This is a genomic window from Curtobacterium sp. PvP017, from assembly GCF_054060195.1.
This window is the reverse complement of sequence record NZ_JBSSCY010000012.1, coordinates 1-23102: the sequence shown is the minus strand read 5'-3', so window position 1 is coordinate 23102 and position 23102 is coordinate 1. Positions and strand designations below refer to the sequence as shown.

The 23102-nt window shown below is 71.9% G+C and carries 23 protein-coding genes; 13 read left to right on the top strand and 10 right to left on the bottom strand.

Annotation, left to right across the window (positions count from 1 at the left end; all coding sequences use genetic code 11):
* Window positions 1-16: 16 nt before the first annotated feature.
* Window positions 17-793 carry an IclR family transcriptional regulator gene (locus ACVKXF_RS17035; protein WP_340196006.1) on the top strand — a complete coding sequence of 259 codons (777 nt, stop codon included), beginning with the start codon at window positions 17-19 and terminating at the stop codon, window positions 791-793.
* Between the two features lie 16 nt (window positions 794-809).
* On the opposite strand, the gene ACVKXF_RS17030 is transcribed toward ACVKXF_RS17035, so the two are convergent.
* Together ACVKXF_RS17030 and ACVKXF_RS17025 are read right to left on the bottom strand one after the other, a co-directional pair.
* Entirely contained in the window at window positions 810-1460 is a 651-nt protein-coding gene (locus ACVKXF_RS17030; RefSeq protein WP_340196007.1) for a GntR family transcriptional regulator, read from the bottom strand.
* A gap of 12 nt (window positions 1461-1472) precedes the next feature.
* Window positions 1473-3599: an MMPL family transporter gene (locus ACVKXF_RS17025; RefSeq protein WP_456796431.1), complete on the bottom strand. Its 2127-nt coding sequence runs from the start codon at window positions 3597-3599 to the stop codon at window positions 1473-1475.
* Between the two features lie 99 nt (window positions 3600-3698).
* On the opposite strand from ACVKXF_RS17025, the gene ACVKXF_RS17020 reads away from it, so the two are divergent.
* Together ACVKXF_RS17020 and ACVKXF_RS17015 are read left to right on the top strand one after the other, a co-directional pair.
* Window positions 3699-4112: a MarR family winged helix-turn-helix transcriptional regulator gene (locus tag ACVKXF_RS17020; protein WP_456796430.1), complete on the top strand. Its 414-nt coding sequence runs from the start codon at window positions 3699-3701 to the stop codon at window positions 4110-4112.
* A gap of 78 nt (window positions 4113-4190) precedes the next feature.
* Window positions 4191-5225 (top strand): LCP family protein, encoded by a 1035-nt coding sequence (locus ACVKXF_RS17015; RefSeq protein ID WP_456796429.1) that lies wholly within the window; start codon window positions 4191-4193, stop codon window positions 5223-5225.
* Window positions 5226-5308: 83 nt separating this feature from the next.
* Here the strand turns inward: ACVKXF_RS17015 and ACVKXF_RS17010 are convergent, their stop codons facing one another.
* The 6 genes from ACVKXF_RS17010 to ACVKXF_RS16985 form a co-directional block, all read right to left on the bottom strand.
* Window positions 5309-6001, bottom strand: a complete 693-nt coding sequence (locus tag ACVKXF_RS17010) for a LysM peptidoglycan-binding domain-containing protein (protein WP_111085877.1) — start codon at window positions 5999-6001, stop codon at window positions 5309-5311.
* A 302-nt stretch (window positions 6002-6303) separates the two neighbouring features.
* A complete protein-coding gene (rlmC, locus tag ACVKXF_RS17005) occupies window positions 6304-7455 on the bottom strand; it encodes a 23S rRNA (uracil(747)-C(5))-methyltransferase RlmC (protein WP_456796428.1) in 1152 nt (383 codons plus the stop codon).
* A 7-nt stretch (window positions 7456-7462) separates the two neighbouring features.
* A complete protein-coding gene (locus ACVKXF_RS17000) occupies window positions 7463-8341 on the bottom strand; it encodes an SMP-30/gluconolactonase/LRE family protein (RefSeq protein WP_456796427.1) in 879 nt (292 codons plus the stop codon).
* Window positions 8342-8378: 37 nt separating this feature from the next.
* On the bottom strand, window positions 8379-8999 hold the full coding sequence (locus ACVKXF_RS16995) for a DedA family protein (RefSeq protein WP_123310831.1): 621 nt from the start codon (window positions 8997-8999) through the stop codon (window positions 8379-8381).
* Between the two features lie 66 nt (window positions 9000-9065).
* Window positions 9066-9725, bottom strand: a complete 660-nt coding sequence (locus tag ACVKXF_RS16990; protein ID WP_456796426.1) for a FadR/GntR family transcriptional regulator — start codon at window positions 9723-9725, stop codon at window positions 9066-9068.
* Entirely contained in the window at window positions 9722-10444 is a 723-nt protein-coding gene (locus tag ACVKXF_RS16985) for an SDR family oxidoreductase (protein WP_456796425.1), read from the bottom strand. The genes ACVKXF_RS16990 and ACVKXF_RS16985 overlap by 4 nt, the downstream gene beginning before the upstream one ends.
* 45 nt (window positions 10445-10489) lie before the next feature.
* Between ACVKXF_RS16985 and ACVKXF_RS16980 the strand changes: the two genes are divergently transcribed.
* The 7 genes from ACVKXF_RS16980 to ACVKXF_RS16950 all read left to right on the top strand — a co-directional run bounded on the left by ACVKXF_RS16980 (window position 10490) and on the right by ACVKXF_RS16950 (window position 17724).
* Complete coding sequence (locus ACVKXF_RS16980; RefSeq protein WP_123310837.1) at window positions 10490-11239, top strand: SDR family NAD(P)-dependent oxidoreductase; 750 nt, start codon at window positions 10490-10492, stop codon at window positions 11237-11239.
* Window positions 11240-11441: 202 nt separating this feature from the next.
* Entirely contained in the window at window positions 11442-14354 is a 2913-nt protein-coding gene (locus ACVKXF_RS16975) for a Na+/H+ antiporter subunit A (RefSeq protein WP_456796424.1), read from the top strand.
* Complete coding sequence (locus ACVKXF_RS16970) at window positions 14351-14761, top strand: Na(+)/H(+) antiporter subunit C (protein ID WP_123310844.1); 411 nt, start codon at window positions 14351-14353, stop codon at window positions 14759-14761. The genes ACVKXF_RS16975 and ACVKXF_RS16970 overlap by 4 nt, the downstream gene beginning before the upstream one ends.
* Window positions 14758-16449 carry a Na+/H+ antiporter subunit D gene (locus ACVKXF_RS16965; protein ID WP_456796423.1) on the top strand — a complete coding sequence of 564 codons (1692 nt, stop codon included), beginning with the start codon at window positions 14758-14760 and terminating at the stop codon, window positions 16447-16449. The genes ACVKXF_RS16970 and ACVKXF_RS16965 overlap by 4 nt, the downstream gene beginning before the upstream one ends.
* Complete coding sequence (locus ACVKXF_RS16960) at window positions 16446-17030, top strand: Na+/H+ antiporter subunit E (RefSeq protein WP_123310848.1); 585 nt, start codon at window positions 16446-16448, stop codon at window positions 17028-17030. The genes ACVKXF_RS16965 and ACVKXF_RS16960 overlap by 4 nt, the downstream gene beginning before the upstream one ends.
* A complete protein-coding gene (locus tag ACVKXF_RS16955; RefSeq protein ID WP_222659222.1) occupies window positions 17027-17371 on the top strand; it encodes a sodium:proton antiporter in 345 nt (114 codons plus the stop codon). The genes ACVKXF_RS16960 and ACVKXF_RS16955 overlap by 4 nt, the downstream gene beginning before the upstream one ends.
* Window positions 17368-17724, top strand: a complete 357-nt coding sequence (locus ACVKXF_RS16950; RefSeq protein WP_396289919.1) for a cation:proton antiporter — start codon at window positions 17368-17370, stop codon at window positions 17722-17724. Before ACVKXF_RS16955 ends, ACVKXF_RS16950 begins: the two co-directional genes overlap by 4 nt.
* A 3-nt stretch (window positions 17725-17727) precedes the next feature.
* On the opposite strand, the gene ACVKXF_RS16945 is transcribed toward ACVKXF_RS16950, so the two are convergent.
* Window positions 17728-18993: an MFS transporter gene (locus ACVKXF_RS16945; RefSeq protein ID WP_456796422.1), complete on the bottom strand. Its 1266-nt coding sequence runs from the start codon at window positions 18991-18993 to the stop codon at window positions 17728-17730.
* Window positions 18994-19199: 206 nt separating this feature from the next.
* Here ACVKXF_RS16945 and ACVKXF_RS16940 point away from each other — a divergent pair, with 206 nt between their 5' ends.
* A complete protein-coding gene (locus ACVKXF_RS16940) occupies window positions 19200-20246 on the top strand; it encodes an aldo/keto reductase (RefSeq protein ID WP_222659220.1) in 1047 nt (348 codons plus the stop codon).
* 9 nt (window positions 20247-20255) lie between these two features.
* Here ACVKXF_RS16940 and mgrA read toward each other — a convergent pair whose 3' ends face one another.
* Window positions 20256-21299, bottom strand: a complete 1044-nt coding sequence (gene mgrA / locus ACVKXF_RS16935) for an L-glyceraldehyde 3-phosphate reductase (RefSeq protein WP_456796421.1) — start codon at window positions 21297-21299, stop codon at window positions 20256-20258.
* 89 nt (window positions 21300-21388) lie between these two features.
* Here mgrA and ACVKXF_RS16930 point away from each other — a divergent pair, with 89 nt between their 5' ends.
* Together ACVKXF_RS16930 and ACVKXF_RS16925 are read left to right on the top strand one after the other, a co-directional pair.
* Complete coding sequence (locus ACVKXF_RS16930; protein WP_340196019.1) at window positions 21389-21844, top strand: iron chaperone; 456 nt, start codon at window positions 21389-21391, stop codon at window positions 21842-21844.
* A gap of 50 nt (window positions 21845-21894) precedes the next feature.
* Window positions 21895-22941 carry a YdcF family protein gene (locus ACVKXF_RS16925; RefSeq protein ID WP_456796420.1) on the top strand — a complete coding sequence of 349 codons (1047 nt, stop codon included), beginning with the start codon at window positions 21895-21897 and terminating at the stop codon, window positions 22939-22941.
* The last annotated feature ends 161 nt before the right edge of the window (window positions 22942-23102 follow it).

The window sequence follows — 23102 nt, the reverse complement described above, 5'->3', positions numbered from 1 at the left end:
GGGCCAGAATGAGGGCATGGCGACCACCCCTCCGAACCAGAGCATCGAGCGAGCCGCAGCGGTCCTCGGCGCGCTCGGCGCGTCCGACGGGGCCGTGCGCGCCTCCGACATCGCGCGGGCGATCGGGCTGGGGACCTCGACCACGGGACGGCTCCTGGCGACGCTCGAGTCGCTCGAGTACGTCCGACGCGACCCGGAGACCCAGGCGTACTCGGTCGGTCGAGCCGTGCTCGAGCTCGCCAGCCAGGGACTCAACCACAACCCGGTGCACCGCGAGAGCCGCTCGGCGGCGCAGGAACTCGCGCACCGCGTCGGGCTGACCGCCAACGTCGGCGTGCAGGACACTGCCTCGTGCATCTACCTCTGCCACTTCGAGGGCTCGCTCGCGCCGAAGTCGCACACGATGATCGGGATGCGACAGCCGATGCACGCGTCGGCGCTCGGCAAGGCGCTGATGCTCGACCTGTCGGAGGACGAGCGGCGCGCACTGCTCGGGGACGACCTGGCCCGGTACACCGACCACACGATCACGACCCACGACGCACTGACGGCCGACCTGGTCGCCTCGGCCGGGCGCGGCTGGTGCGAGGAGAACCAGGAGCTCGCGCTCGGCCGGTTCTGCATCGCGGCACCGATCCGCAACGCCTCGGGGCGCATCGCGGCGGCACTGTCGATCTCAGGGCGCCTCACGCAGCTGCGCGACCGCGACCTGGACTCCCTCGCCGAGGACCTCATCGAGGTCGCCGACCGCATCAGCGTCGGCCTCGGGATGATCAGCGCCGTCGCGCACTGACGCGCGCGTGACGGCGCTACGCGCGCGACGGCAGCAGGTGGATGGCCTCCATCGCGAGCTCTGCCGCGATCGGGTCCTTCGCCAGGACGGCTGCCTTGAGCTTCTCGATCTCGGGCAGGATCACCGCGGCCGGCACCAGCTCGGCGAGCTCGGGGACCCGGAGCTTGAAGGACAGTCCGTCGGTGGTCGATCGGCAGAGCTGCACGAGCGACGGGTTGCCACAGGCGTCCGCCCACTGCGAGTAGATGTCGGCGCCGTCGCGGGCGATCTGGTCCTGCTCGTCGGCACCGACCCGCGCGATGACGTCGTCGAGCATCTTCACGATCTTCTTGCGCTGCGACTCGGTGAAGTTGGGCACGGCCAGGCGCACGACGCCGCCGTAGATGACGCCGAGCGTGCGGTAGGCGTCGAGGAGCTCGTCCTTCGTCGGGGCCGCCACGCGGGTGTAGCGGTTCGGCGCCATCTCGATCAGGCCGGCGCGGGCGAGTTCCGCGAGCGCTTCGCGGATCGGGGTGCGTGAGACCCCGAGCCACGCGATCAGGTCGTCGTCGTTGAGCCGTTCGCCGGGTTCCAGCGTGCCGTCCATGATCGCGTCGCGGATCTTGTCCTGCACGGTGTCACGGAGGAGCTTGCGCTCGGCGGCGGGCTGCGTCGAAGGAACTGGCATGCACCCAGCGTGTCACATGTGATGGTTCGCGCGCGAGAGGCGCGACGGCCACCAGGCCCGCCGTCCGAGGTCGTACGCGAGCGCCGGCACGAGCAGCGAACGGACGACGATCGTGTCGAGCAGGACGCCGAAGGCCACCACGAACGCAATCTGCACGAGGAAGAGGATCGGGATGACGCCGAGGGCCGCGAACGTCGCCGCGAGCACCACGCCGGCCGAGGTGATGACCCCGCCGGTGACACCGAGCCCTCGCAGGACCCCCTCGTGCGGGCCGTGCCGCAGTGCCTCTTCCCGCACCCGCGTCATGAGGAAGATGTTGTAGTCCACCCCGAGCGCGACGAGGAACACGAACGAGTAGAGCGGCACGCTCGGGTCCGCACCGGGGAAGTGGAACACGTGGTCGAACACGAGCGCCCCGACGCCGAGGGCCGCGGCGAACGACACGATCACGCTGCCGATGAGCACGAGCGGGGCGACGATGCTGCGGAGCAGGAGCATCAGGATGAGCAGGATCACGACCAGCACCACGGGGATGATCAGCGTGCGGTCACGGATCCCGGTGTCGTTCGTGTCGACGGCGGTCGCGGTGACGCCACCGACGACCGCGTCGGGATCGACCCGTTCGACGGCGGTGCGGAGGTCACGGACCGTCTGCTCGGCCGCGTCGGAGTCGGCTGGGTCGGACAACGTGGCCTCGAGCAGCACGTCCCCGCGCGAGACGGTGGGCTCGGCGGCGACGCCGCCGGCGGAACTCGTGTCGCTCGTCACGGGCACGGTGCCGGACGGGGCGTCCTTCGCGGCGGCGACGACCCCGTCGATGCCGTCGACCGCCGTGACGGCGTCGACGAGGGCGTCGAGGTCACGCTCCGACCCGATGACCTGCGCCGGGCTGCCGGAGCCGCCCGGGAAGTGGTCGGCGAGGACGTCCTGCCCGTCACGTGCCTGCGAGGCCCCGATGACGAGGTCGCTCTGCGGGACCCCGTCGGCCTTGAGCCCGACCAGGCCCGTGCCCATCGCGACCAGGCCCACCGTGCAGACGATCCACACGATCCGGGAGCGCTTGGCGACGAGCCGACCGACCCGGGCCCAGACGCCGCGGGCCTCCGGACCGGTGAGCACCGGGTGGGCGCTGCCGTACGCGGGACGCAGCGGCCAGAACGCCGCTCGACGGAACGCGAGCAGCAGTGCGGGCAGGAGCGACAGGGCGGCGAGCAGGCTGAACGCGATGCCGATCGCCGCGACCGGACCGAGCGCCTTGTTCGAGTTGAGGTCGGAGAGCAGCAGGCAGAGCACGCCCACGATGACGGTGCCGCCGGAGGCCAGGATCGGTTCGAGGCTCCCCCGCAGGGCCGCCTTCGTCGCACCCCAGCCGGTGCGGTGGTCGCGCAGCGCCTCGCGGAAGCGCGCCGTGTAGAGCAGGGCGTAGTCCGTCGCCGCACCGATCACCAGGATCGACAGGATCCCCTGCACCTGGCCGTTCACGGTGACGATGCCGGCCTTCGCGAGCCACCACACCACCAGGATCGAGGCGCACAGGGCGAACGTCGCGGTGCCGAGCACGAGGATCGGCAGCAGTGGTGAGCGGTAGACGATGATCAGGATCACGAACACCGCGGCGAGCGCGACCCCGAGCAGCAGGCCGTCGATGCCGGCGAACGCCTCGGTCAGGTCGGCGGTGAACCCGGCTGGTCCGGTGACGTAGCCGCTCACACCGGTGGGCAGGGCGTCCTGGACGTCGGTGCGGATCGCCTCGACGGCATCGCCGGTGTCGGCTGCCGTGGTGAGGGTCGCGACGATCTCCACCGCGTCGCCGTCCGCACTCGGGATCACCGGGCTGACGGACTCGACGTCGTCGCGGTCGCCGAGCTGCGTCGTGAGGTCCTTCGCCGCGGACAGGTCGGACGACGACATCCCGCCGTCACGCTCGAGCACGATGATCGCGGGTGCGCCCGACTCCTGCCGGAACTCGGACGACCGCTCCTGCACCTTCGTGGCGTCGGCCGACGCCGGCAGGAACGAGGTCTGGTCGTTCGTCGACACCTCGGAGATCTTGCCGAAGTACGGACCGCCGACGGAGGCGATCGCGAGCCAGACCACGATGACGAGCGCGGGGAGGACGATGCGGAGGAAGCGGGACACGTCGGTGAGCGTACACCGATCGTCAGCATGCTGATTACTAGACGGATGTGATGGAGAGCCCCGAACAGCCGCTGTCGGTGTCGACCGTAGACTGCGGCCATGGACGACACGACCGAGCAGTGGCCCCTCGGTCGCCTGCTCTCGGCCGCCGCACGCTCCGTCGAACGGGACTGGGACGAACGACTCCGCGCCATCGGACTGCCGCACGCAGCCCTCATCGCGGTCGACATCCTGATCCGCACAGGGCCCACCGGTGCCGACACGATCGCCCGGACGGCACGGGTGCAGCCGCAGACCATGTCGCGGACGCTCGAGCGGATGGAGCGGGACGGCCTCGTCGAGCGCACCCCGCACCCCGACGACCGACGTCGACGACTCGTGACGGTGACGGACGGCGGACGCCGGGCATGGGAGACCGCTCGGCACATCGAGCGCGAGGTCCTGCCGGACGACCCGGCACTGCGAGCTGCTCTCAGCAGGCTCCTCGGGAAGCCGTCACAGACCGAACGGTGACACCCTGTACCTGAAATACCACATGCGGTAGGATGGATCGGTCGGTGGCACGGCCGACCGAATCCGCAGGAGTCCCGCATGTCCGAACGACGGGCGGCCCGTCAGGCCGCCGAGACCGCAGCACGGACCGCCCGCCGCCCGAAGCGCCGACGACCCCTCCTCGTCGCCCTGATCGCGACGATCGGCTCGCTCGTCGGCATCGCCACCGTGGTCGCCGTCGTGGCGAGCGTCTTCGTCGGCGGCCTGGCGCGCAGCTTCGACACCCACACCGACACGATCACCGATGCCTTCCCGGCCGGCGAACGCCCGACGGCGACCGACGGCGCGGAGAACATCCTGCTGATCGGCTCGGACCGGCGATCGAGCGGCGATGCGGACCGGACCGCGGGCGGTCGGTCGGACACCCTGATGCTCGCGCACGTCCCGGCCGATCGACGAGCGGTCTACCTCATGTCGATCATGCGTGACTCGTGGGTGGACGTCCCGGGTCACGGACGAGCCAAGATCAACGCCGCGTACGCGTGGGGCGGTGTCCCGCTCACGGTGCAGACCGTCGAGCAGCTGCTGGACGTCCGCGTCGACCACGTCGCCGAGATCGACTTCACGGGTTTCAAGGGCATGACCGACGCCCTCGGCGGCGTCACGGTCGACTCCGGCCGTGCGTTCTCCGCGGGCGGTCACGACTTCGTCGCCGGCGCGAACCGACTCGACGGCGACGCCGCACTCGCCTTCGTCCGCGAGCGGTACGCCTTCGCCGACGCCGACCACACGCGCGTGCGGAACCAGCAGGCGTTCATGCGCGGCGTCATGAGCGGCTTGCTCTCCCGCGGCACGATCACGAACCCCGGACGCATCCAGGACTTCGTCACCGCGACGAGCGAGCACCTCGCCGTGGACGCCGGGCTCTCGTTCCGCACCCTGGTCGGCCTCGGGTGGTCGCTGCGCGACGTCCGGACGGACGACCTCACGACCTTCACGGTGCCCACGGCGGGGTCCGGGACCTCCCCGGACGGGCAGTCCATCGTCATGCTCAACGACCTGGCGGTCGGCTCGCTGTCACAGGCGTTGCGCTCCGACGACGTCGCGGCCTGGCTGGCCGACAACCCGCAGTAGCGCTCCCACCCCTTCCGACACGCGCCACGCACGACGACGCCCCGCGACCGAGGTCGCGGGGCGTCGTGTTCGTCTTGGGACGATCAGGCGGGGAGCTGCAGCTCCTGGCCCGAGTAGATCAGGTTCGCGTCGTCGATGGTCGACGTGTTCGCGGCCCACAGCTTGTTCCAGCCACCGTCGATCTTGAGCTTGGTGGCGATGGTGTCGAGCGTGTCGCCCGAGGCGACCGTGTACGTCTTGCCGCTCGTCTTCACGGCGGCGGGCTTGCTCGGCGTCGTGGCGGCCGGTGCGGCCTCCTGCGCGGGTGCCGGAGCCGGAGTGCTCGGGGCGGCCTGCTCCGGGGCAGCCGGGGCCGGTGCGGCCTGCTGCGTCGGGGCCGGAGCGGCGGGGGCTGCCGGAGCCGGCGCGGCGGCGGCCGGTGCGGCGCCGCTCGTGCCGCTCAGCCCGAGCTGCGCGGAGCAGGCGGGCCAGGCGCCCCAGCCCTGCGTGGCCAGGACGCGCTCGGCGACGGCGATCTGGGCCTCTCGGCTCGCGCCGGCGGGGCTGCCGACACCACCGTTCGCCTGCCAGGTGCCGAGGTTGAACTGCAGGCCGCCGTAGTAGCCGTTGCCGGTGTTGATGGCCCAGTTGCCGCCGGACTCGCACTGCGCGAGGGCGTCCCAGGTCGAGCCGGACGCAGCGTTCGCGGGGGTTGCCGCGAGGCCGACACCGGTCGCGGCGATGCCGGCGAACGCGAGGCCGCCGACGATGGTGCGGGTACGGGAAAGCTTCTTCATGTGATTGCTCCACCGGGGTCACGAGCCGCTTCGAACGCGGAATCCACTGCCCACCCCGACCGATCGCGGTCAGTTGTGGGGTGCGCCACCGGGGGCAGTGGTCATCGGGCCGGCGGCACCTCGGTCGGCAACCATAGGAAACTCTTCGTCGTTATCAAACCGAGACAAACGGTTCTACCCGTTGGTGCTATGTCCCCCGGTGGTGAACCTGTACGCCGCGATGCCCATGGCCATGGTGATCGACTCGTACCCGGGTACGTCACCTTGGCAATTCCCTGGCAATGACGACCGGGAGGCCCGGATCACGTCCGCGACAACAGGGTGACGGCCTCGAGATGGCCGGTCTGGGGGAACATGTCGAGCACCCGGACGCGACGCAGTCGGAACGACGGCATGCGCGCCAAGTCCTTGGCCAGGGTCACCGGGTTGCAGCTCGAGTAGACGACGTGCTGCACATCCGACCCCTCGAGCCAGGTCGACAGCGTCTCGCCGATCCCGCGTCGCGGCGGGTTCACCAGGACGAGCTCCGGCACGGCGTCGGGCCGGGCACGGAGTGCGTGCTCGGTGGCGTCGTCGGCGGCGAACCGGAGACCCTCCAGCCCGGCCTCGCGCGCGGACTGCTTCGCCGATCGGATCGCCTCGGCACTCGTCTCGATGCCGGTCACCACTCGACCCGGCCGTGCGGCGTGCAGGGCGAACCCACCGACGCCGCAGTACAGGTCCCACATCGACGCCGGGTCGAGCTCGTCGATCCACGCCGAGGCCTGCGCGTACAGCTCGGTGGCGACGGCCGTGTTGGTCTGGAAGAAGCTCTGCGGCCGCAGGTGCATCGTGATCCCGCCGAGGCGCATCGGCAGCGTCTCCTGCTCGGTGAGCACGATCTCGCGGTCACCCTCGGTCACAGCCTTGTGCTCGGGCAGCAGGTTCGCCGTGACGACCACCACGTTCGGCAGGACCTCGCGCAGCACGTCGAGGTACTGCCGGATCCGAGCGACCTGCCCCTCGGACCGCAGGACGAACCGGACCATCAGTTCACCGTCGGGCGACTCGGTGACCAGGACGTACTTCAGCTCGCCGCGTCGGGCAGCGACGTCGTACGGGATCAGCCCCGCGGTCGTGACGAACTCGGCGAGCAGGGGCAGCGCGTGCCGGATGCCGGGCGTGCAGATCCCGCAGTGCCGCAGGTCGACGCCGCGCTGCCGGTGGTCGAGGATGCCGACGGTCGGGTGCTCGGTCGAGCCGCCGACGACCATCTTCGCCTTGTTCCGGTACCCGGCCTCGGGACTCGTGATCGCCGGCGACCACGCGACCGCTCCGGGGCCGCCGGCCGCCTCGACGGCGTCGTGCAGGAGTTCGCGGGTGCGGAGTTCCTTGTCGAGGACCTGGTCGGCGTAGGGCTGCCCCATGAGCGTGCACGACCGGCACACCCCGCGGTCGAAGTAGTCGCACTGCATGGCCGAGTCAGGATACGGCAGCGTCCCGCGTCGTCGTGGCGATCCGGTACACCGAGGTGGTCGCGGTGAGGAACAGCGTGGTGCCGTCGTCACCGCCGAAGCACAGGTTCGACGTGACCTCCGGGACGGCCACCTCGCCGATCCGATCGCCGGACGGGTCGAACACCACGACGCCGCGGTGCGACGACGACCACACGTTGCCGTGCACGTCCACCCGGATCCCGTCCGGTGCGCCCTCGCCCGGCGCGAGTCGCGCGAACACCCGACCGTTCTTGAGCAGCTCGCCGTTGTCACCGCGGCGGTCGTAGGCCCGGATGACCGGTTCGTCCCCCGACGAGCTCGCGATGTAGAGGACCTGCTCGGACGGGTCGAACGCCAGGCCGTTCGGCTCGTCGACGTCGGTCGCCACGGGTCGCAGGTCCTCGCCGGACGGCCCGCAGCGGAACGTCCAGTGGTCGCCGTACTCGCGCACACCGGGATGCCCCTCGCGCGGCTGCGTGATGCCGTAGGCCGGGTCGGTGAACCACACACTGCCGTCACGGGCGACGACGACGTCGTTCGGCGAGTTCAGCCGGCCGCCGTCCCAGGCGTCGACGATCGGCGTGACCGTGCCGTCGCGGTCCCGCTCCACCCGCCGGAGCCCGTGCGAGCACTGGACGACGCTGCCGTCGCGGTCGAGGGTCCGGCCGTTGGTGAACTCGACTCCGTCGGCGTACGAGGTCGTCTCGCCGGAGTCGGCGTGCCACTGCAGGATCCGGTCCCCGGGGATGTCCGACCACCGCAGGGTGCGGGTCGCCGGGATCCAGCAGGGCCCCTCCGCCCAGGTGCTGCCGGTGGCGATGCGCTCGAGCGCGTCAGGGTCCGGTACGAGGTCGTCGAGCAGCACGGGTTCTCCTTCGAACGGTGTGCCCACCCTACGTTCGTCAGGCCGCGGCCGCCGCCTCGTTGCGACGTCGCACGGCCTTCTCGATCGCGGAGATCGCGAGGCCGAGCAGGATCGACGCCACGACCGCGAGGGTCGTGACGAGGAAGGGCTGCTCGCGGCTCCAGCGCCCGGTGGCCGAGGCGATGCCGACGCAGTACGCGGCCCACACGACGTCGGCGAGCACGCAGCTGACCAGGAACCGCCGGAGGTCGAGCCCGCTGTCAGCGCCGACCAGGTTCGTCGTCAGCCGGCCCATCGGGATGAAGCGTCCGAGCACCGCGATGCGCCCGGGAGCGGCACGGTAGCGGCCGTCGATGGCGTCCCGGGCCGCACGGACCTTCGGACGCGCGAACCACGACCGCGAGCCGAGGTCGACCGAGCGCGCCAGGTGGTACAGCCCGAGGTCGCCGAGGACCATGCCGATCGAGGCCGCGACGACGAGGAAGAGGACCGACAGGAGGCCGCCGTCACCGCCCACCAGGAGCGTGCCGATCGCGACGACGAGTGCCTGGCTGGGCAGGAAGACCGCGACACTGCCCACGGCGAGCACGAGGCCGACCACGAAGAACGCCCACGGGGTACCGACGAGCTGGACGACCAGGTCCTGTGCTGCGTCCACGACTCACCCTCCACGGGCACCGGAGGGGCGCGCCGGGTCCATCCTCGCAGGTCCGGGGCTCCCCGTTCACGTGCGGTCCACGATCGCCCGCATCGTCGAGGCCGCCTCGTCCGGGCGACCGTCGAGGACGGCATCGGCGAGTGCGAGGTGGAGGCCGACGTCGTGGCGGTCCGGGCGGATGCTCCCGCGTTCGCGCAGCACCTGGCCGACGACCTGGTGCAGTCGTCGGTACAGCGCGTTGCCGGACAGGTCGAGCACGAGCGCGTGGAACCGCACGTCCGCGATCACGAAGCCGAGGCGGTCGTCGCGGGTCGCGGCGGCGGCGAGTTCGTCCGCGGTGGTGCGGAGGGCCTCCCGTCGGTCCGCGCACTCGTCGAGCGCTGCCCGTCGGGCCGCTGCGGCAGCGGCGACGGGTTCGACCGCCGCACGCAGCTCGCGGAGCTCGACCGCCACGCGGTCACCGTCGGGACCCTGCAGCCGCCACCGCACCACGCGCGGGTCCAGGACGTCCCACTCCCGCACGCCGAGGACGGTCACGCCGACCCGGCGCCGCGCGGTGAGCAGGCCGAGGGCGACGAGGACGCGGACCGCCTCGCGGACGATGCTGCGACTGGCGCCCGTCCAGGTCACCAGGTCGTCGACGCTCCGGCGGCTGCCCACGGCGACCTCACCGGAGACGACGGCGGCCCCGACCTGGTCGAGGACCCGCTCGAAGGTGCTCGTCACCGCTGCGAGACCGGCGACAGCACGAGCTCGTCGATGCGCACGTGCGCCGGCGCCCCGAGCACGAAGGCGACCGTCCGCCCGACGTCCTCCGGTTGGAGCATGCGCTGCCGGGCGGCCGCGTCGGGGACCTCCGGCCGCTGGTCGAGGAAGTCGGTCGCGACGTCGCCCGGGCACAGGTGCGTGGCGCGCACGCCGTGCTCGGCCTCCTGCTGGTTGAGCGTCCGGACGACCGACGCGAGCGCGGACTTGCTCGCCGAGTACGCGACACCCGCCCCCGGCTGGAAGGACCACCCGGCGTACGACGACACCACCACGACCACACCGCCGGCCGCGCGGAGTGCCGGCAGCGTGGCGTCCACCAGCGTGACGACGGCGGTGAGGTTCGTGTCCACGATCGCGCGGAAGTCGTTCAGCGACTGGTCGGCCCACCGGCGTCGCGGGGCGTTGAGCCCGGCCGCCAGCACGAGCCCGTCGAGTCGGCCGTGCCGTTCGAGCACGGTGTCCCGCGCGGCTGCCACCGCGTCGGGGTCGTTCGCGTCGAGGGGCAGGACCTCCGCGGTGCCACCGGCGTCCCGGATGGCACCTGCGACCTGCTCGAGCCGATCGACACGACGCCCGCTGAGCACCACGGACCAACCGTCACGTGCCGCTGCCTCGGCACTCGCGGCCCCCATGCCGCTGCCCCCACCCGTGACCCAGAGCACACGCTGATCCGTCATGCTCGAATAGTATGCCTATTGAAGGCACCGACGACAGGAGCAACGATGCACCTCGACCTGACCGACCGCGTGGTGGTCGTGACCGGAGCAGCACGCGGGATCGGGCGGACGCTCGCCGACCGGTTCGTCGCGGAGGGCTGCCGCGTCGTCGCCCTCGACCTGGCCTTCGAGCCCGACTTCCCGCTCGACCAGGTCGTGTGCAACGTCGCCGACCCGGCGTCCGTCCGCGCCGCCGTCGACGAGGTCGTCGCGCGCCACGGCACGATCGACGTGCTCGTGAACAACGCCGGCATCAACGTGGAGGGCACCGTCGCCGAGCTGCAGTGGGATGCCTGGCGCCGCTGCATGGACGTCAACCTCGGCGGCACCTTCCTGATGAGCCAGGCCGTCGCGCCGGTGATGCAGGCCGCGGGACGGGGTCGGATCGTCAACGCCGCCTCGTTCGCCGCGATCGTGCCGAGCGTCGGCAGCGCGGCCTACGCCGCGTCGAAGGCCGCTGTCGTCTCGTTCACCCGGGTGCTCGCGTCGGAACTCGGCCCGTGGGGCATCACGGTCAACGCGTACGCGCCGGGCATGGTCCCGACCGCGATGAACGGGTTCGCCACCATGCCGGCCGAGGCGCAGGACCGCCTGCTCGACACACTGTCGCTGCGCCGGTGGGAGACCGCCGACGACGTCGCCGACCTGCTCGTGTTCGTGGCGAGTGACGCCTCGGCGTACATCACCGGCACCCTGCTCGACGTCTCCGGCGGCAAGCTCGCGACGCAGATCCCGTCGCGCGCGCACGGCCGCTGAGGGTTCAGCGCAGCATCCGCTCCGCGCTGCCACTGGGCGACGCGGGCCGGACAGCCCGCCGGGAGCACGGGCAGAGTGGTGTTCACAGTGTGGACCGAGCGCGAGCAGCCTGTCCGGTCGCACAGGTTCTCCACATGCCGCTCTTCGTAGGCTGTGAGGGCCCAGTGAGCCGGACTGCAGCCCGACCCCGAGGAGGTGCCCGATGGTCCTCGTCCTCGTCGCGTTCGCGATCGTCGCCCTGATCGTCCCCGCCCTGACCCCCGTCCTCGGCCGCCGCGTGTTCTATGTCGCGGCCCTCGCACCCGCAGCCGCCGCCGTGCTGACGGTGCTGCAGACGGACGCGGCCCTGCACGGCAGCGTCGTCGAACGACACCGGTGGGTGCCGCAGCTCGACCTCGAGATCACACTGCGGATGGACGCCCTGTCGTGGGTGCTCGCACTCGTGGTGTCGATCGTCGGGGCACTCGTGCTCGTGTACTGCGCCGCGTACTTCGGGCGGGACGAACCGGGGATCGGCCGGTTCGCGGGCGTGCTGACCGCGTTCGCCGGATCGATGTTCGGCCTCGTCCTCGCCGACGACGTCATCGTGCTCTTCGTCCTGTGGGAAGCCACCACGGTCTTCTCGTACCTGCTCATCGGACACGACGCCGACAAACGCGCGAGCCGTGCCGCCGCGATGCAGGCACTCGTCGTCACCACCGCCGGCGGCCTGGCGATGCTCGCAGGCCTGGTGGTGCTGTCGGTCGCAGCGGGCACGACCTCGCTCTCCGGCATCATCGCCGCCCCGCCGACCGGTCCGATCGTCACCGTCTCCGTGGTGCTGGTCCTGCTCGGTGCGCTCACGAAGTCGGCCATCGTGCCGTTCCACTTCTGGCTCCCGGCCGCGATGGCCGCGCCGACCCCGGTCAGCGCGTACCTGCACGCCGCGGCGATGGTGAAGGCGGGCATCTACCTGGTGGCCCGGCTCGCCCCGGCCTTCGCACTGCTCGACGGCTGGCGCGAGACCATCACCGTGCTCGGTGTCCTCGGCATGCTCATCGGCGGCTACCGCGCACTCCGCCAGACCGACCTCAAGCTCCTGCTCGCCTACGGCACCGTCGCGCAGCTGGGATTCCTCGTGCTCGCAGCCGGGTGGGGCGCGCCCGCGGTGGCGCTCGGCGGGATCGCCCTGCTCGTGGCGCACGCCGCGTTCAAGTCCACCCTCTTCCTGGTCGTCGGCGCGATCGACCACACCACCGGCACGCGCGACCTCGGGCGCCTGAGCGGCCTCGGCCGGAAGGCACCGTGGCTCGCCGTCGTGGCCGCGCTCGCACTCGTGTCGATGGCCGGCATCCCACCGACGATCGGCTTCGTCGCGAAGGAAGCCGTGCTGACCGGCTTCACCGAGTCCCTGCACGGCCCCGACGCCGGCTGGGCGTGGTTCGCCCTGGTCGGTGTGACGCTCGGCTCGGTGCTGACGGTGGCGTACTCGCTCCGCTTCTTCTGGGGCGCGTTCGCCCGCAAGCCCGACGTCGCCCAGACCGAACCGCACGCCCTGCACGGCCTGGGCGTGGTGCCGTCGATCCTGGCCCTGACCGGACTCGCCCTCGGCCTGCTGACGCCGGTCGTCGCGCACGGCCTCGAGCCCGCGGCGACGGTGGCATCGCTCTCCGGCGAGGAAGTCCCCCACCTCGCGCTCTGGCACGGCCTCGAACCCGCACTCGGCATCTCGGCCGTCACCCTGGTCGGCGGTCTCGCGCTCTTCGCCCTACGACGACCGGTCGAAGCACTGCAGCACCGGCTCGCCGGGTTCCCGAGCGCCTCCGGCACGTACCGGCACCTCATGCGGGGTCTCGACCGCTTCGCGACGGGCTTGACCGCGGGAGTCCAGCGCGGTTCGCTCCCCTACTACCTGACGGTGATCCTGTCGGTGTTCGTCGCGGGAGCGCTGGCGAACCTCGTGCTCGGCGGGCCGTGGGAGTTCCACGTCCGGTTCTCCGACTCGTGGGGCCAGATCCCGGTCGTCATCGTGATGTCCGTCGGCGCCATCGCCGTCCTCACCGCGAAGACCCGCTTCGCCGCCGCCGTCCTGGTGGGCGTGACCGGCTACGGCATGTCCGTCCTGTTCGTCCTGCACGGTGCCGTCGACCTCGCGCTCACCCAGCTCGTGGTCGAGACCGTCACCCTCATCGCGTTCGTCCTGGTGCTGCGGCGGCTCCCCCCGCGCATCGCGACGACGAACCCGAGCCGGTTCCGCATCGTCCGTGCGCTCTTCGCGGGCCTCGCCGGCCTCACCCTGGCGATCGTCGTCATCGTCGCCGCGTCCTCACGCACCGCCGACCCGATCTGGCCGGACCTGCCGGCGCTCACGAGCTCGTTCGGGCACGGCCTCAACGTCGTCAACGTCGCCCTCGTCGACCTGCGCGGGTGGGACACCCTCGGGGAGCTCACCGTCGTCGTCGCCGCGGCGACGGGCGTCGCGAGCCTCATCTTCGTGAACTCCCGCGAGGACACGCTGCCGCGCCTCCGTGACCTGCCGGAGACCCTGACGGCCGACGGCCAGCGCACCGACGGCGAACCGCGCGCCTGGCTGCCGACGAGCGCCGCGATCCCGACCGGCCGCTCGGCGCTCCTCGACGTGGTCGTCCGGCTGCTGTTCCACGGGCTCATCGTCCTGTCGGTGTACCTGCTGTTCGCCGGGCACAACGCGGCCGGCGGCGGCTTCGCCGGTGGCCTCGTCGCCGGCATCGCCCTGGCGGCCCGCTACCTGGCCGGCGGCCCCGCCGAGCTCGGAGCCGCAGCACCGGTCCGCGCCGGTCGACTGCTCGGGCTCGGCGTCGCGACGGCGGCGATCACCGCGATCGTGCCGCTGTTCTTCGGTCGCGACGCGCTGTACTCCGAGTTCTTCGAGGCGACCGTCCCGATCCTCGGCCACGTCGAGTTCGTCACCGCGACGTTCTTCGACATCGGCGTGTACCTGGTCGTCGTCGGCCTGGTGCTCGACGTCCTCCGCAGCCTCGGCGCCGAGGTCGACCGGCAACGCCTCGAGGACGCCGGGGCGCCCACCCGCGACACCACCGAGGGGTCCGTCCGCGACACCCTCGAGGCACCCACCCCGGAAGGGAGCGCCACATGACCGTCACCCTCGTCCTCGTGATCGCGATGGCCGTGCTGTTCTCCTGCGGCGTCTACCTGCTGCTCGAACGCTCCCTGACCCGGATGCTGCTCGGCTTCCTGCTGCTCGGCAACGCCCTGAACCTGCTCCTGCTGGTGATGTCCGGCGCGGCCGGCAACCCGCCGATCGGCAAGTCCGCCGAGGGCATCACCGACCCGCTCCCCCAGGCCTTCGCCCTGACCGCGATCGTGATCACCTTCGCCGTCAGCGCGTTCCTGCTCGCCCTCATCCACCGCTCGTGGCAGCTGTCCCGCGCCGACGAGGTCGAGGTCGACGAAGCGGACGCCGCCATCGGACGCGATCGCGACGAGCCCGCCGACGAAGACCCGGAGACCACCACCGACGCAGAACAGGAGGCGACCCGATGACCTGGCTCGTCCCGCTCCTCGTCCTCGTCCCGCTGCTCGGCGCAGCGGTCGCACTCGGCCTGCTGCGTCACCAGAAGCTCCAGCGGGCGATCACCGTCGTGGTGCTCGTCGTCGCCCTGGCCGTCGCCGCGACCCTCATGGTGCTCGTCGACCACCACGGCACCATCGTCGTGCAGGTCGGCGGCTGGGACGCCCCGTACGGCATCTCGCTCGTGGTCGACCGCCTGAGCGCCCTGCTCCTCACGGTGAGCGCGAGCGTGCTGCTCATCGTCCTGCTGTTCTCGATCGGTCAGGGGCTCGCGGCCGACGACGGCGAGGCGCCGGTCACGATCTTCTACCCGACCTACCTGGTCCTCGCCGCCGGTGTGCTGGACTCGTTCATCGCCGGTGACCTGTTCAACTTGTACGTCGCGTTCGAGATGCTCCTCGTGGCGAGCTACGTGCTCATCACCCTCGGCGGCAGTGAACAGCGCGTCCGGGCCGGCACCACGTACATCGTGACCAGCCTGATCGCGTCGGCGATCTTCCTCGCCGCGATCGGCCTGGTCTACGGCGCGACCGGCACCGTCAACATCGCCCAGATCAGCGAGCGCGTCGCCGAGCTGCCCGAGCACGTGCAGCTGCTCCTGCACACGATGCTGCTCATCGGGTTCGGCATCAAGGCGGCGGTCTTCCCGCTGGCGTTCTGGCTGCCCGACTCGTACCCGACCGCTCCCGCCCCGGTCACGGCGGTGTTCGCCGGCCTGCTGACGAAGGTCGGCATCTACGCGATCATCCGCCTCGAGACGGTGATCTTCCCCGGGCCGCAGTTGAACACCGTGCTGCTCGTGGTGGCGGTGCTGACGATGGTGGTCGGGGTGCTCGGCGCGGTGTCCCAGACCGACGTGAAACGGCTGCTGTCCTTCACGCTCATCAGCCACATCGGCTTCATGGTGATGGGCGTCGGACTCGGCACGGTCACGGGGACGGCGGCCGCGGTGTTCTACACGGTCCACCACATCGTCGTGCAGACCACGTTGTTCCTGGTGTCGGGCCTGATGGAACGCGTCGGCGGGACCACGTCGACCCGGTCGCTCGGCGGCCTGCTGAAGGCTGCTCCGCTGCTGGCGGCGCTGTACCTGGTCCCCGCGTTCAACCTGGGCGGCATCCCACCGTTCTCGGGCTTCATCGGCAAGCTCGGGCTGTTCCGCGCCGCCGCCGAGGACGGCTCCCCGATGGCGTACCTCACGATCGCCGCCGGTGTGGTCACGTCGCTCCTGACGCTCTACGCGCTGATGCGCGTGTGGGACGCCGCCTTCTGGCGGCCGAAGCCCGCGGCCGAGGCCGCGGCGCCGCACGCGACGACCGCCGAGCCGCACGCCCACCTGCGGTCGCCGGAACCCGCCCCCCTGACGGTCTCCGAGGACACGGGTGAGGCCTTCCACCCGGGAGGCTCGGTGACGGTCACCGACGCACCCCACGCGAGCAGTGCCTCCCGTCCGACCACCGGGTCGACCGCCACCGTCGGCGAGGCGCCGACGAAGGTCCGGTTGCCGCGCATGCTCGTCGGCGTGACGACGGTCGCGGTCCTCGGATCCGTCGCCCTGACCGTCGTCGCCGGCCCGCTCTACGGCTACGCGACCCGCGCAGCGGAGTCGCTCGAGTCACCGGACCGGTACGTGCAGGCAGTCCTCGGGGGTGACCGGTGAACACCGACACCCGACACGTCGCGAACGCCCGCCGCATCGCGGTGGCGTGGCGGTACGACGTCCCGCTCGTCGCCGGCCTGACCGTCCTGTGGGCCCTGCTCTGGGGCTCGTGGACTCCGCTGACGCTGCTGTGCGGCATCGTGGTCGCACTCCTGGTCACCCAGGCGCTGCCGCTCCCGCCCGTCCCCTTGTCGGCGCGGTTCTCGATCGTGCACGCGGTCCGGTTCCTGGTGGTGTGGTCCGGCCTCGTCGTCGTGGCGTCCTTCCGGGTCGCCTGGGTCGCGTTCCGGCCGCGGGGCGTCCGCCGGAGCTCGATCACGCTCGTGCAGCTGCACTCCACCGCCGAGATGACCTTCACGCTGGCGACGCTCGCGATCTCGCTGGTGCCCGGATCGTACGTCGCCGACGTCGACCTCCGGCGCCGGCGCCTGCTGCTGCACGTGCTCGACACCGAGCGGGTCGAACAGGTCGAGGCGGCCCGACGCGAGGCCGTCGGCATCGAGGCGATGGTCATCCGCGCCCTGGGGTCGAAGCAGGACGTCGCCGAACTGTCCGAACCGCTGCCGGAGGTCACCCGATGAGCGCCGCCGTCGTCGTCATGGGGATCGGCATCGCCCTCGTCCTGGCGTTGCTCGGCGCCACCCTGGCACTCGCGGTGTTCCGGATCGTGCGCGGCCCGACGATCCTCGACCGGATGATCGGATCGGACATGGTCCTGACGACCGTGCTCGTCGTGATCGCCGCGTCGATGGTGGTCCGGCGCGACCTGACCGGCATCCCCGTGCTCGTGGTCATCGCCGCGACGAGCGTGTTCGCCACCATCGCGGTGGCCCGAGCGGTCACCCCGTCGTCGGACCCGTCGGACGAGGGGCTCACCGCCACCACCCCCGAGCACGCCGTCGAAGAAGAGGAGCAGTCGTGACCGAGATCATCCAGGCGTTCCTCGACGGTGCCGGCGTGCGGGCGTGGATCGCACTCGCCCTGCTGCTGGTCGGCTCGGTGCTGTCCCTCGGTGCGGGGGTCGGCATCGTCCGGTTCCCGGACCCGCTCGTCCGCCTGCACGCCATGGCGAAGCCGCAGGTGCTCGGACTCGCGTTCGCCCTGGCCGCGATCGTGGTCGCGGTGGGGACGTGGACGGCGTTCTGGGTCGTCCTGCCCATCATGGTGTTCCAGCTGTTCCTGGTGCCCGTCTCGACGCACATGATCGCCCGCGCCGGGCTGCGAGCGGACGACTACCGGCACGAGGACCTGCTGGTCGACGACACCGAGTCCTGACGGTCAGGCGGCCGTCCGGCGACGCAGCAGCAGGTTGACGACGGCCGCCAGCACGACGACCGCTGCCGAGGCCGCGGGGAGCACCATCGCGACGGACGTGCCGTGCTGCTCCGCCAGGTCGCCCGTGACGGCGGAGGCGATCGACTGCCCGACGATCACGGCGGACCCCAGGATCGTCATCGTGGTCGCGGAGCGGCCGACCGGTGAACGGTCCGAACCGAGGCTGTACTGGGCGACCAGGGTCGGGCCGATCCCGACGCCCATGATCGCCAGGACGATGCCGACCGCCACGACGGAGTCCGCCTGCGAGAACGCGATCGCACCGCCGAGCAGGACGACCCCGAACACGAGCCAGCGCCAGCCGAGGCCGAACGACCGTGGGAACGCGGCGGACCCGAGGGCGAGCCCGGCCGAACCGATGCCCATCAGGCCGTAGAGCAGGCCCGCCTGGGACGCCTCGCCGTGGGTCTCCATGAACGCCGTCAGCGACGTCAGCGTCGAGCCGAAGAACAGACCGATGCCGAGGATCCCGACGACCACGACGACGAGCCGCGGGCGCAGGAGCTGACGGGCCGGCGCCTGGGTGAGTTCCTCGTGCTGCCCGAGCACGAGCTTGCCGGTGGGGTGCAACGCGAACGCGGTCACGAACACGAAGGTCAGCGCCGATGCACCGGCGACGGCCACCCAGGGGGCGATCGCGCTGGCGAGGATGCCCACCAGGAACGGTCCGATGATGAAGACGGTCTCGTCGGCAGCCGACTCGTACGCCATCGTGCCGCTGAGGGTCTTCTCGCGGCGGGCCGGCTGCATGCGCTGCGCGATGATCGCGACGAGCCGGGTGCGGGACATCGGCGCGACCTGGGGCGCGGACGCCCCGATGCAGAACGCCATCGCGAGCACGGCCAGGTCGGGAGCGCTGCCGCTGACGACGAAGGGGAACGCACCGAGCAGCGCAGCGTTGACGAGGCCGACGGGGACGAGCACGGCACGCTGGCCGAACCGGTCGGCGGCGGCGCCGACGAGCGGCCCGAAGACCGCGGCACCGATGCCGACCGAGGCGGAGTTGACGCCGCCGAGGGCGACGGAGTCACGCGCGGCGACGACGAGGGTGAGGACCCCGACGACCATCATCGCGAAGGGCAGACGGGCGATGAACGCCACGGGGAAGTACCAGCGTCCGGCGAGGGAGACGAGCGAGGCGTCGCCGGCGGTCGTGGTGTCCGTGCGGTCCGCGGTGGGCGCGGACGGGGAGGGACTGGTGTGGAGCATGGGGGTGTGCCTTCTCGGCCCGGCCCGGTTCGGTGGGGGCGGACCCATCGGGTGCCGCCGTTGTCCGCCGGGGAGCCGGCGGCCGGTAGATACACACTGCGTGTTTCAGAACTGCGCCCATCGTACCAATCGTTCCGGTCCGGGCCAGGGGTAATGCTTCGTCACCGGAGGGTCCCGCGTCCCGCCCGGCCCATATCGTGGCGCGCATGGAACAGCGACGCATGGGGCGCACGGGGGCGCCCGTCAGCTCGCTGACGCTCGGGACGCGTGCCGTCGCCGGCGTCGCGGCCCACGACCCGTCGGCCGGCGTCACCCTCGTGCTCGAGGCCCTCACCCGCGGCGTGACGTCGGTCGACGTCTCGGACGCCGACGGCGCGGGCCTGGCCGAGACCGCGGTGGGTGCGGCGATCGCGGGTCGGCGCGAGGACGTGTTCCTGTCGGTGCGGTTCGGCGCCCCCGTCGACCAGGACCCGGCGCACCGGGGCAACGGGCGGCGGTGGATGTTCCGTGCCGTGGAGCGGAGCCTGCAGCGGCTCGGCACCGACGTCATCGACCTGTACCAGCCGGCGCTGCCGGACCCGGCGACGTCGCTCGACGAGACACTCGACGCCCTCGCCGACCTCGTGGCGCAGGGCAAGATCCGCGCCTTCGGCATCCCCGGGTTCCCCGCCGAGGAACTCGTCGAGGCGCAGTGGCTCCGGTCGGGGTCGAAGAGCGCCACCGCGACGCACGTGCCCTACTCGGTCCTCACCCGCACGGCGGAGCGCACGGTGTTCCCGATCGCCCGTCGCTTCGGCCTCGGGGTGCTGGCAGGAGCACCCCTCGCCGGCGGCTGGCTCGCGGGGACCTACCGCGCCGGCACCGTCCAACCGCGCTCACCGCACGTCGACGAGCACCCGGACGCGTACGACATCGGCGCACCGCGGAACCGTCGGAAGCTCGAGGTCGCCGACCGGCTCGGACGCCTGGCCGACGACTCCGGGTTCACGGTGTCGGAGCTCGCGGTCGCCTTCGCCCTGACCCACCCGGACGTGTCCTCCGTGGTGATCGGACCGCGCACCGTCTCGCACGTGGACGCCTACGTGCAGGCGTCCGAGATCGTCCTCGACGACGGGCTGCTCGACGCGATCGACGCCATCGTCGCGCCGGGAACCCACGTGCTCGAGCGCGACACCGGGTTCGCGCTGCCGGCGCTCAGCCGCGAGCGACTGCGGGGCCGCACGCCGGTGGGCGCCGGGCCGGACCGCCGGTAGCCCCTGCGGTCAGGAGACCTCGCCGGCACGCGCTCCCGCCCACAGGTCGACGTCGGTGATGCCGACCGAGTGCTCGTTGATGGTGTGGAGCTCCTCGTCGGTGAACGACGTGTTCGCCAGCGCCGCGACGTTGTCCTCGAGCTGCGACACCTTGGACGCCCCGATCACGAGCGAGGTCACCCGGTCGTCACGCAGCGCCCACGCCAGGGCGAGCTGCGCCAGGGACTGCCCGCGGGCCGAGGCCACGTCGTCCAGCGCCCGGAGGTGCCCGACGACCTCGGGGGTGATGCTCGACGCGTCGAGCGACTTGCCTGCGGCGGCGCGCGAGTCCGACGGGACCCCGTCCAGGTACTTGCCGGTGAGCAGGCCCTGCGCCAGGGCGGTGAACCCGATCACGCCGAAGCCGAGCTCGCCCGCGGCGTCGAGCAGGCCCTCCGTCTCGATCCAGCGGTTGAGCATCGAGTACGACGGCTGGTGGATGAGGAGCGGGGTGCCGAGGTCGCGCAGGATCGCGGCGGCCTGCCGGGTCCGGTCGGCGTCGTAGGACGAGATGCCGACGTAGAGCGCCTTCCCCTGCTGGACGGCGGTGTGCAGCGCCCCCATCGTCTCCTCGAGCGGGGTCGAGGCGTCGAGTCGGTGCGAGTAGAAGACGTCGACGTAGTCCAGGCCCGTGCGCTGCAGGGACTGGTCGAGCGAGGCGAGCACGTACTTGCGCGAGCCACCGCCCTGCCCGTACGGCCCCGGCCACATGTCCCAGCCGGCCTTGGTCGACACGACCATCTCGTCGCGGTAGGGGCGGAAGTCCTCACGCATCAGGCGCCCGAAGTTCACCTCGGCGGCACCGTACGGCGGGCCGTAGTTGTTCGCGAGGTCGTGGTGCGTGATGCCGAGGTCGAAGGCCCGACGGCTGATCGCGCGCTGCGTCTCGAACGGCACGTCGTCGCCGAAGTTGTGCCAGTACCCCAGGGAGAGCAGCGGCAGGTCGAGGCCGGAGCGGCCGGTGCGGCGGTACGTCATGGAGTCGTAGCGGTCGTCGCTGGCGATGTAGGTCATGGCCCGAGCCTGCCACCAGCGCCGTCGGACGAGCGCAGCGAGGCGTGATCGGGTGCATGATCGTCCCACCGACACGGAAGGGCACGACGATGGCACGGACGACGAAGACCGAGGGCACCTTCACCGACGAGGAACGCGCGGCGATGCAGGAGCACGCCGCCGAGGTCAGACGCACGCGCGGCACGAAGGGCACCAAGGCGGAGAAGGCGGCAGCGGACGCCGCTGCGGTCGAGGCGAAGATCGCCGAGATGCCCGAGCCGGACCGCGGGCTCGCGGAACGCATCCACCGCATCGCGCTCGAGGTCGCGCCCGAGCTCGCGCCGAAGCTCTGGTACGGCATGCCCGCCTACGCGAAGGACGGCAAGGCGGTGTTCTTCTTCCAGGACGCCGCGAAGTTCAAGGCCCGCTACTCGACGCTCGGGTTCCAGGACTCGGCCGCGCTCGACGACGGGTCGTTCTGGCCGACGTCGTGGGCGATCACGCCGGAGTTCTCCGAGGCGGACGAAGCGACCGTCGCCGACCTGATCCGCCGGGCGGTCTCCTGAGCATCGACCGGTAGCGTGGAGCGCATGACCGCGCTCCGTTCGGCCGCCCGATGACCGCTGTGGGCGCGCCCGCCGTCTTCGCGCTGGTCTTCCTGCTGCTGTACGTCGTGAGCAGGCGGCGGGACCCGCGGATGCTCCGCAACGGGGTGTTCCTGACAGCCGCCGCGTTCTTCGCGCTCGCCACGGCCGTGGCCGCCCTGACGCTCGTGGTGCCCGGGTTCAGCCTGGTCGTCGGTACCGTGCTGCTGCTCGTGCCGCTCGCGGTGGTCGTGCTCGGCGTGGCCCTCATCGCGAACGGGTTCCGGATGCTCCGCTCCGAGGGGCGCAGCCTCGGCAACACGCTCTCCCTGCTCGCCGGGGTGCTCGTCTTCGTGCTGCCCGCGGTGGCGATCGCACTGTTCGTGTCGGCGAGCGGCGCGGGGTTCACGCTCTGGGACGGCACCCGGATCGCGGTCGCCGTGCTGATGGTGTTCGTGTGCGGGTACTTCGCCGTGTCCCTCGTCGCGTTCGCGGTGTACTCCGTCGTCTACGGCCGGATGCGTCACGGCACCGTGCCGGACACGATCGTCGTCCTCGGCTCCGGCCTGATCCGCGGCGAGGTGCCGCCACTGCTCCGCAGCCGCCTCGACCGCGCACTCGTCGTGTACCGCGCCGAACGAGCCGCCGGGCGTCGGCCGCTGCTCATCCCCTCCGGAGGGCAGGGCGACGACGAACCCCGCGCCGAGGGCACGGCGATGGCGGAGTACCTGCTGGCGAACGGCGCGGACCCCGACGACGTCCGACCCGAGACCGACTCCCGCAACACCCGCGAGAACCTGCGGTTCTCGCGCGCCGTGCAGGCCGAGGCCGGGCGGGACGGTCAGGTCGTCGTGGTCACGAACGACTACCACGTGCTCCGCGCCGCCACCTTGGCGCGGCGGCTCGACCTGCCGGCGCAGGTCGTCGGTGCACGCACGGCGCCGTACTACGTGCCGAGCGCGTTCCTGCGCGAGTTCGTCGCGGTGGTCGTCGAGCACCGGTGGCTCAACGTGGTCGCGTGCACGCCGTTCGTCCTGTTCACCGCGTTCCTGCTCTGGGAGTCGTTCCAGCAGCGGTAGACCCGGGCGACGGGGGGGGGGGGGGGGCCCGGGGGGGGCGCCCCCCCCCCCCCCCCCCCCCCCGGCCCCGCCCGGGGCCCCCCGGGGGGGCCCCCCCCCCCCCCCGCGCGGGGGGCGGGGCGCGCGCACGGCGCCGCCCCCCCCCCCCCCGCCCCCCCGGG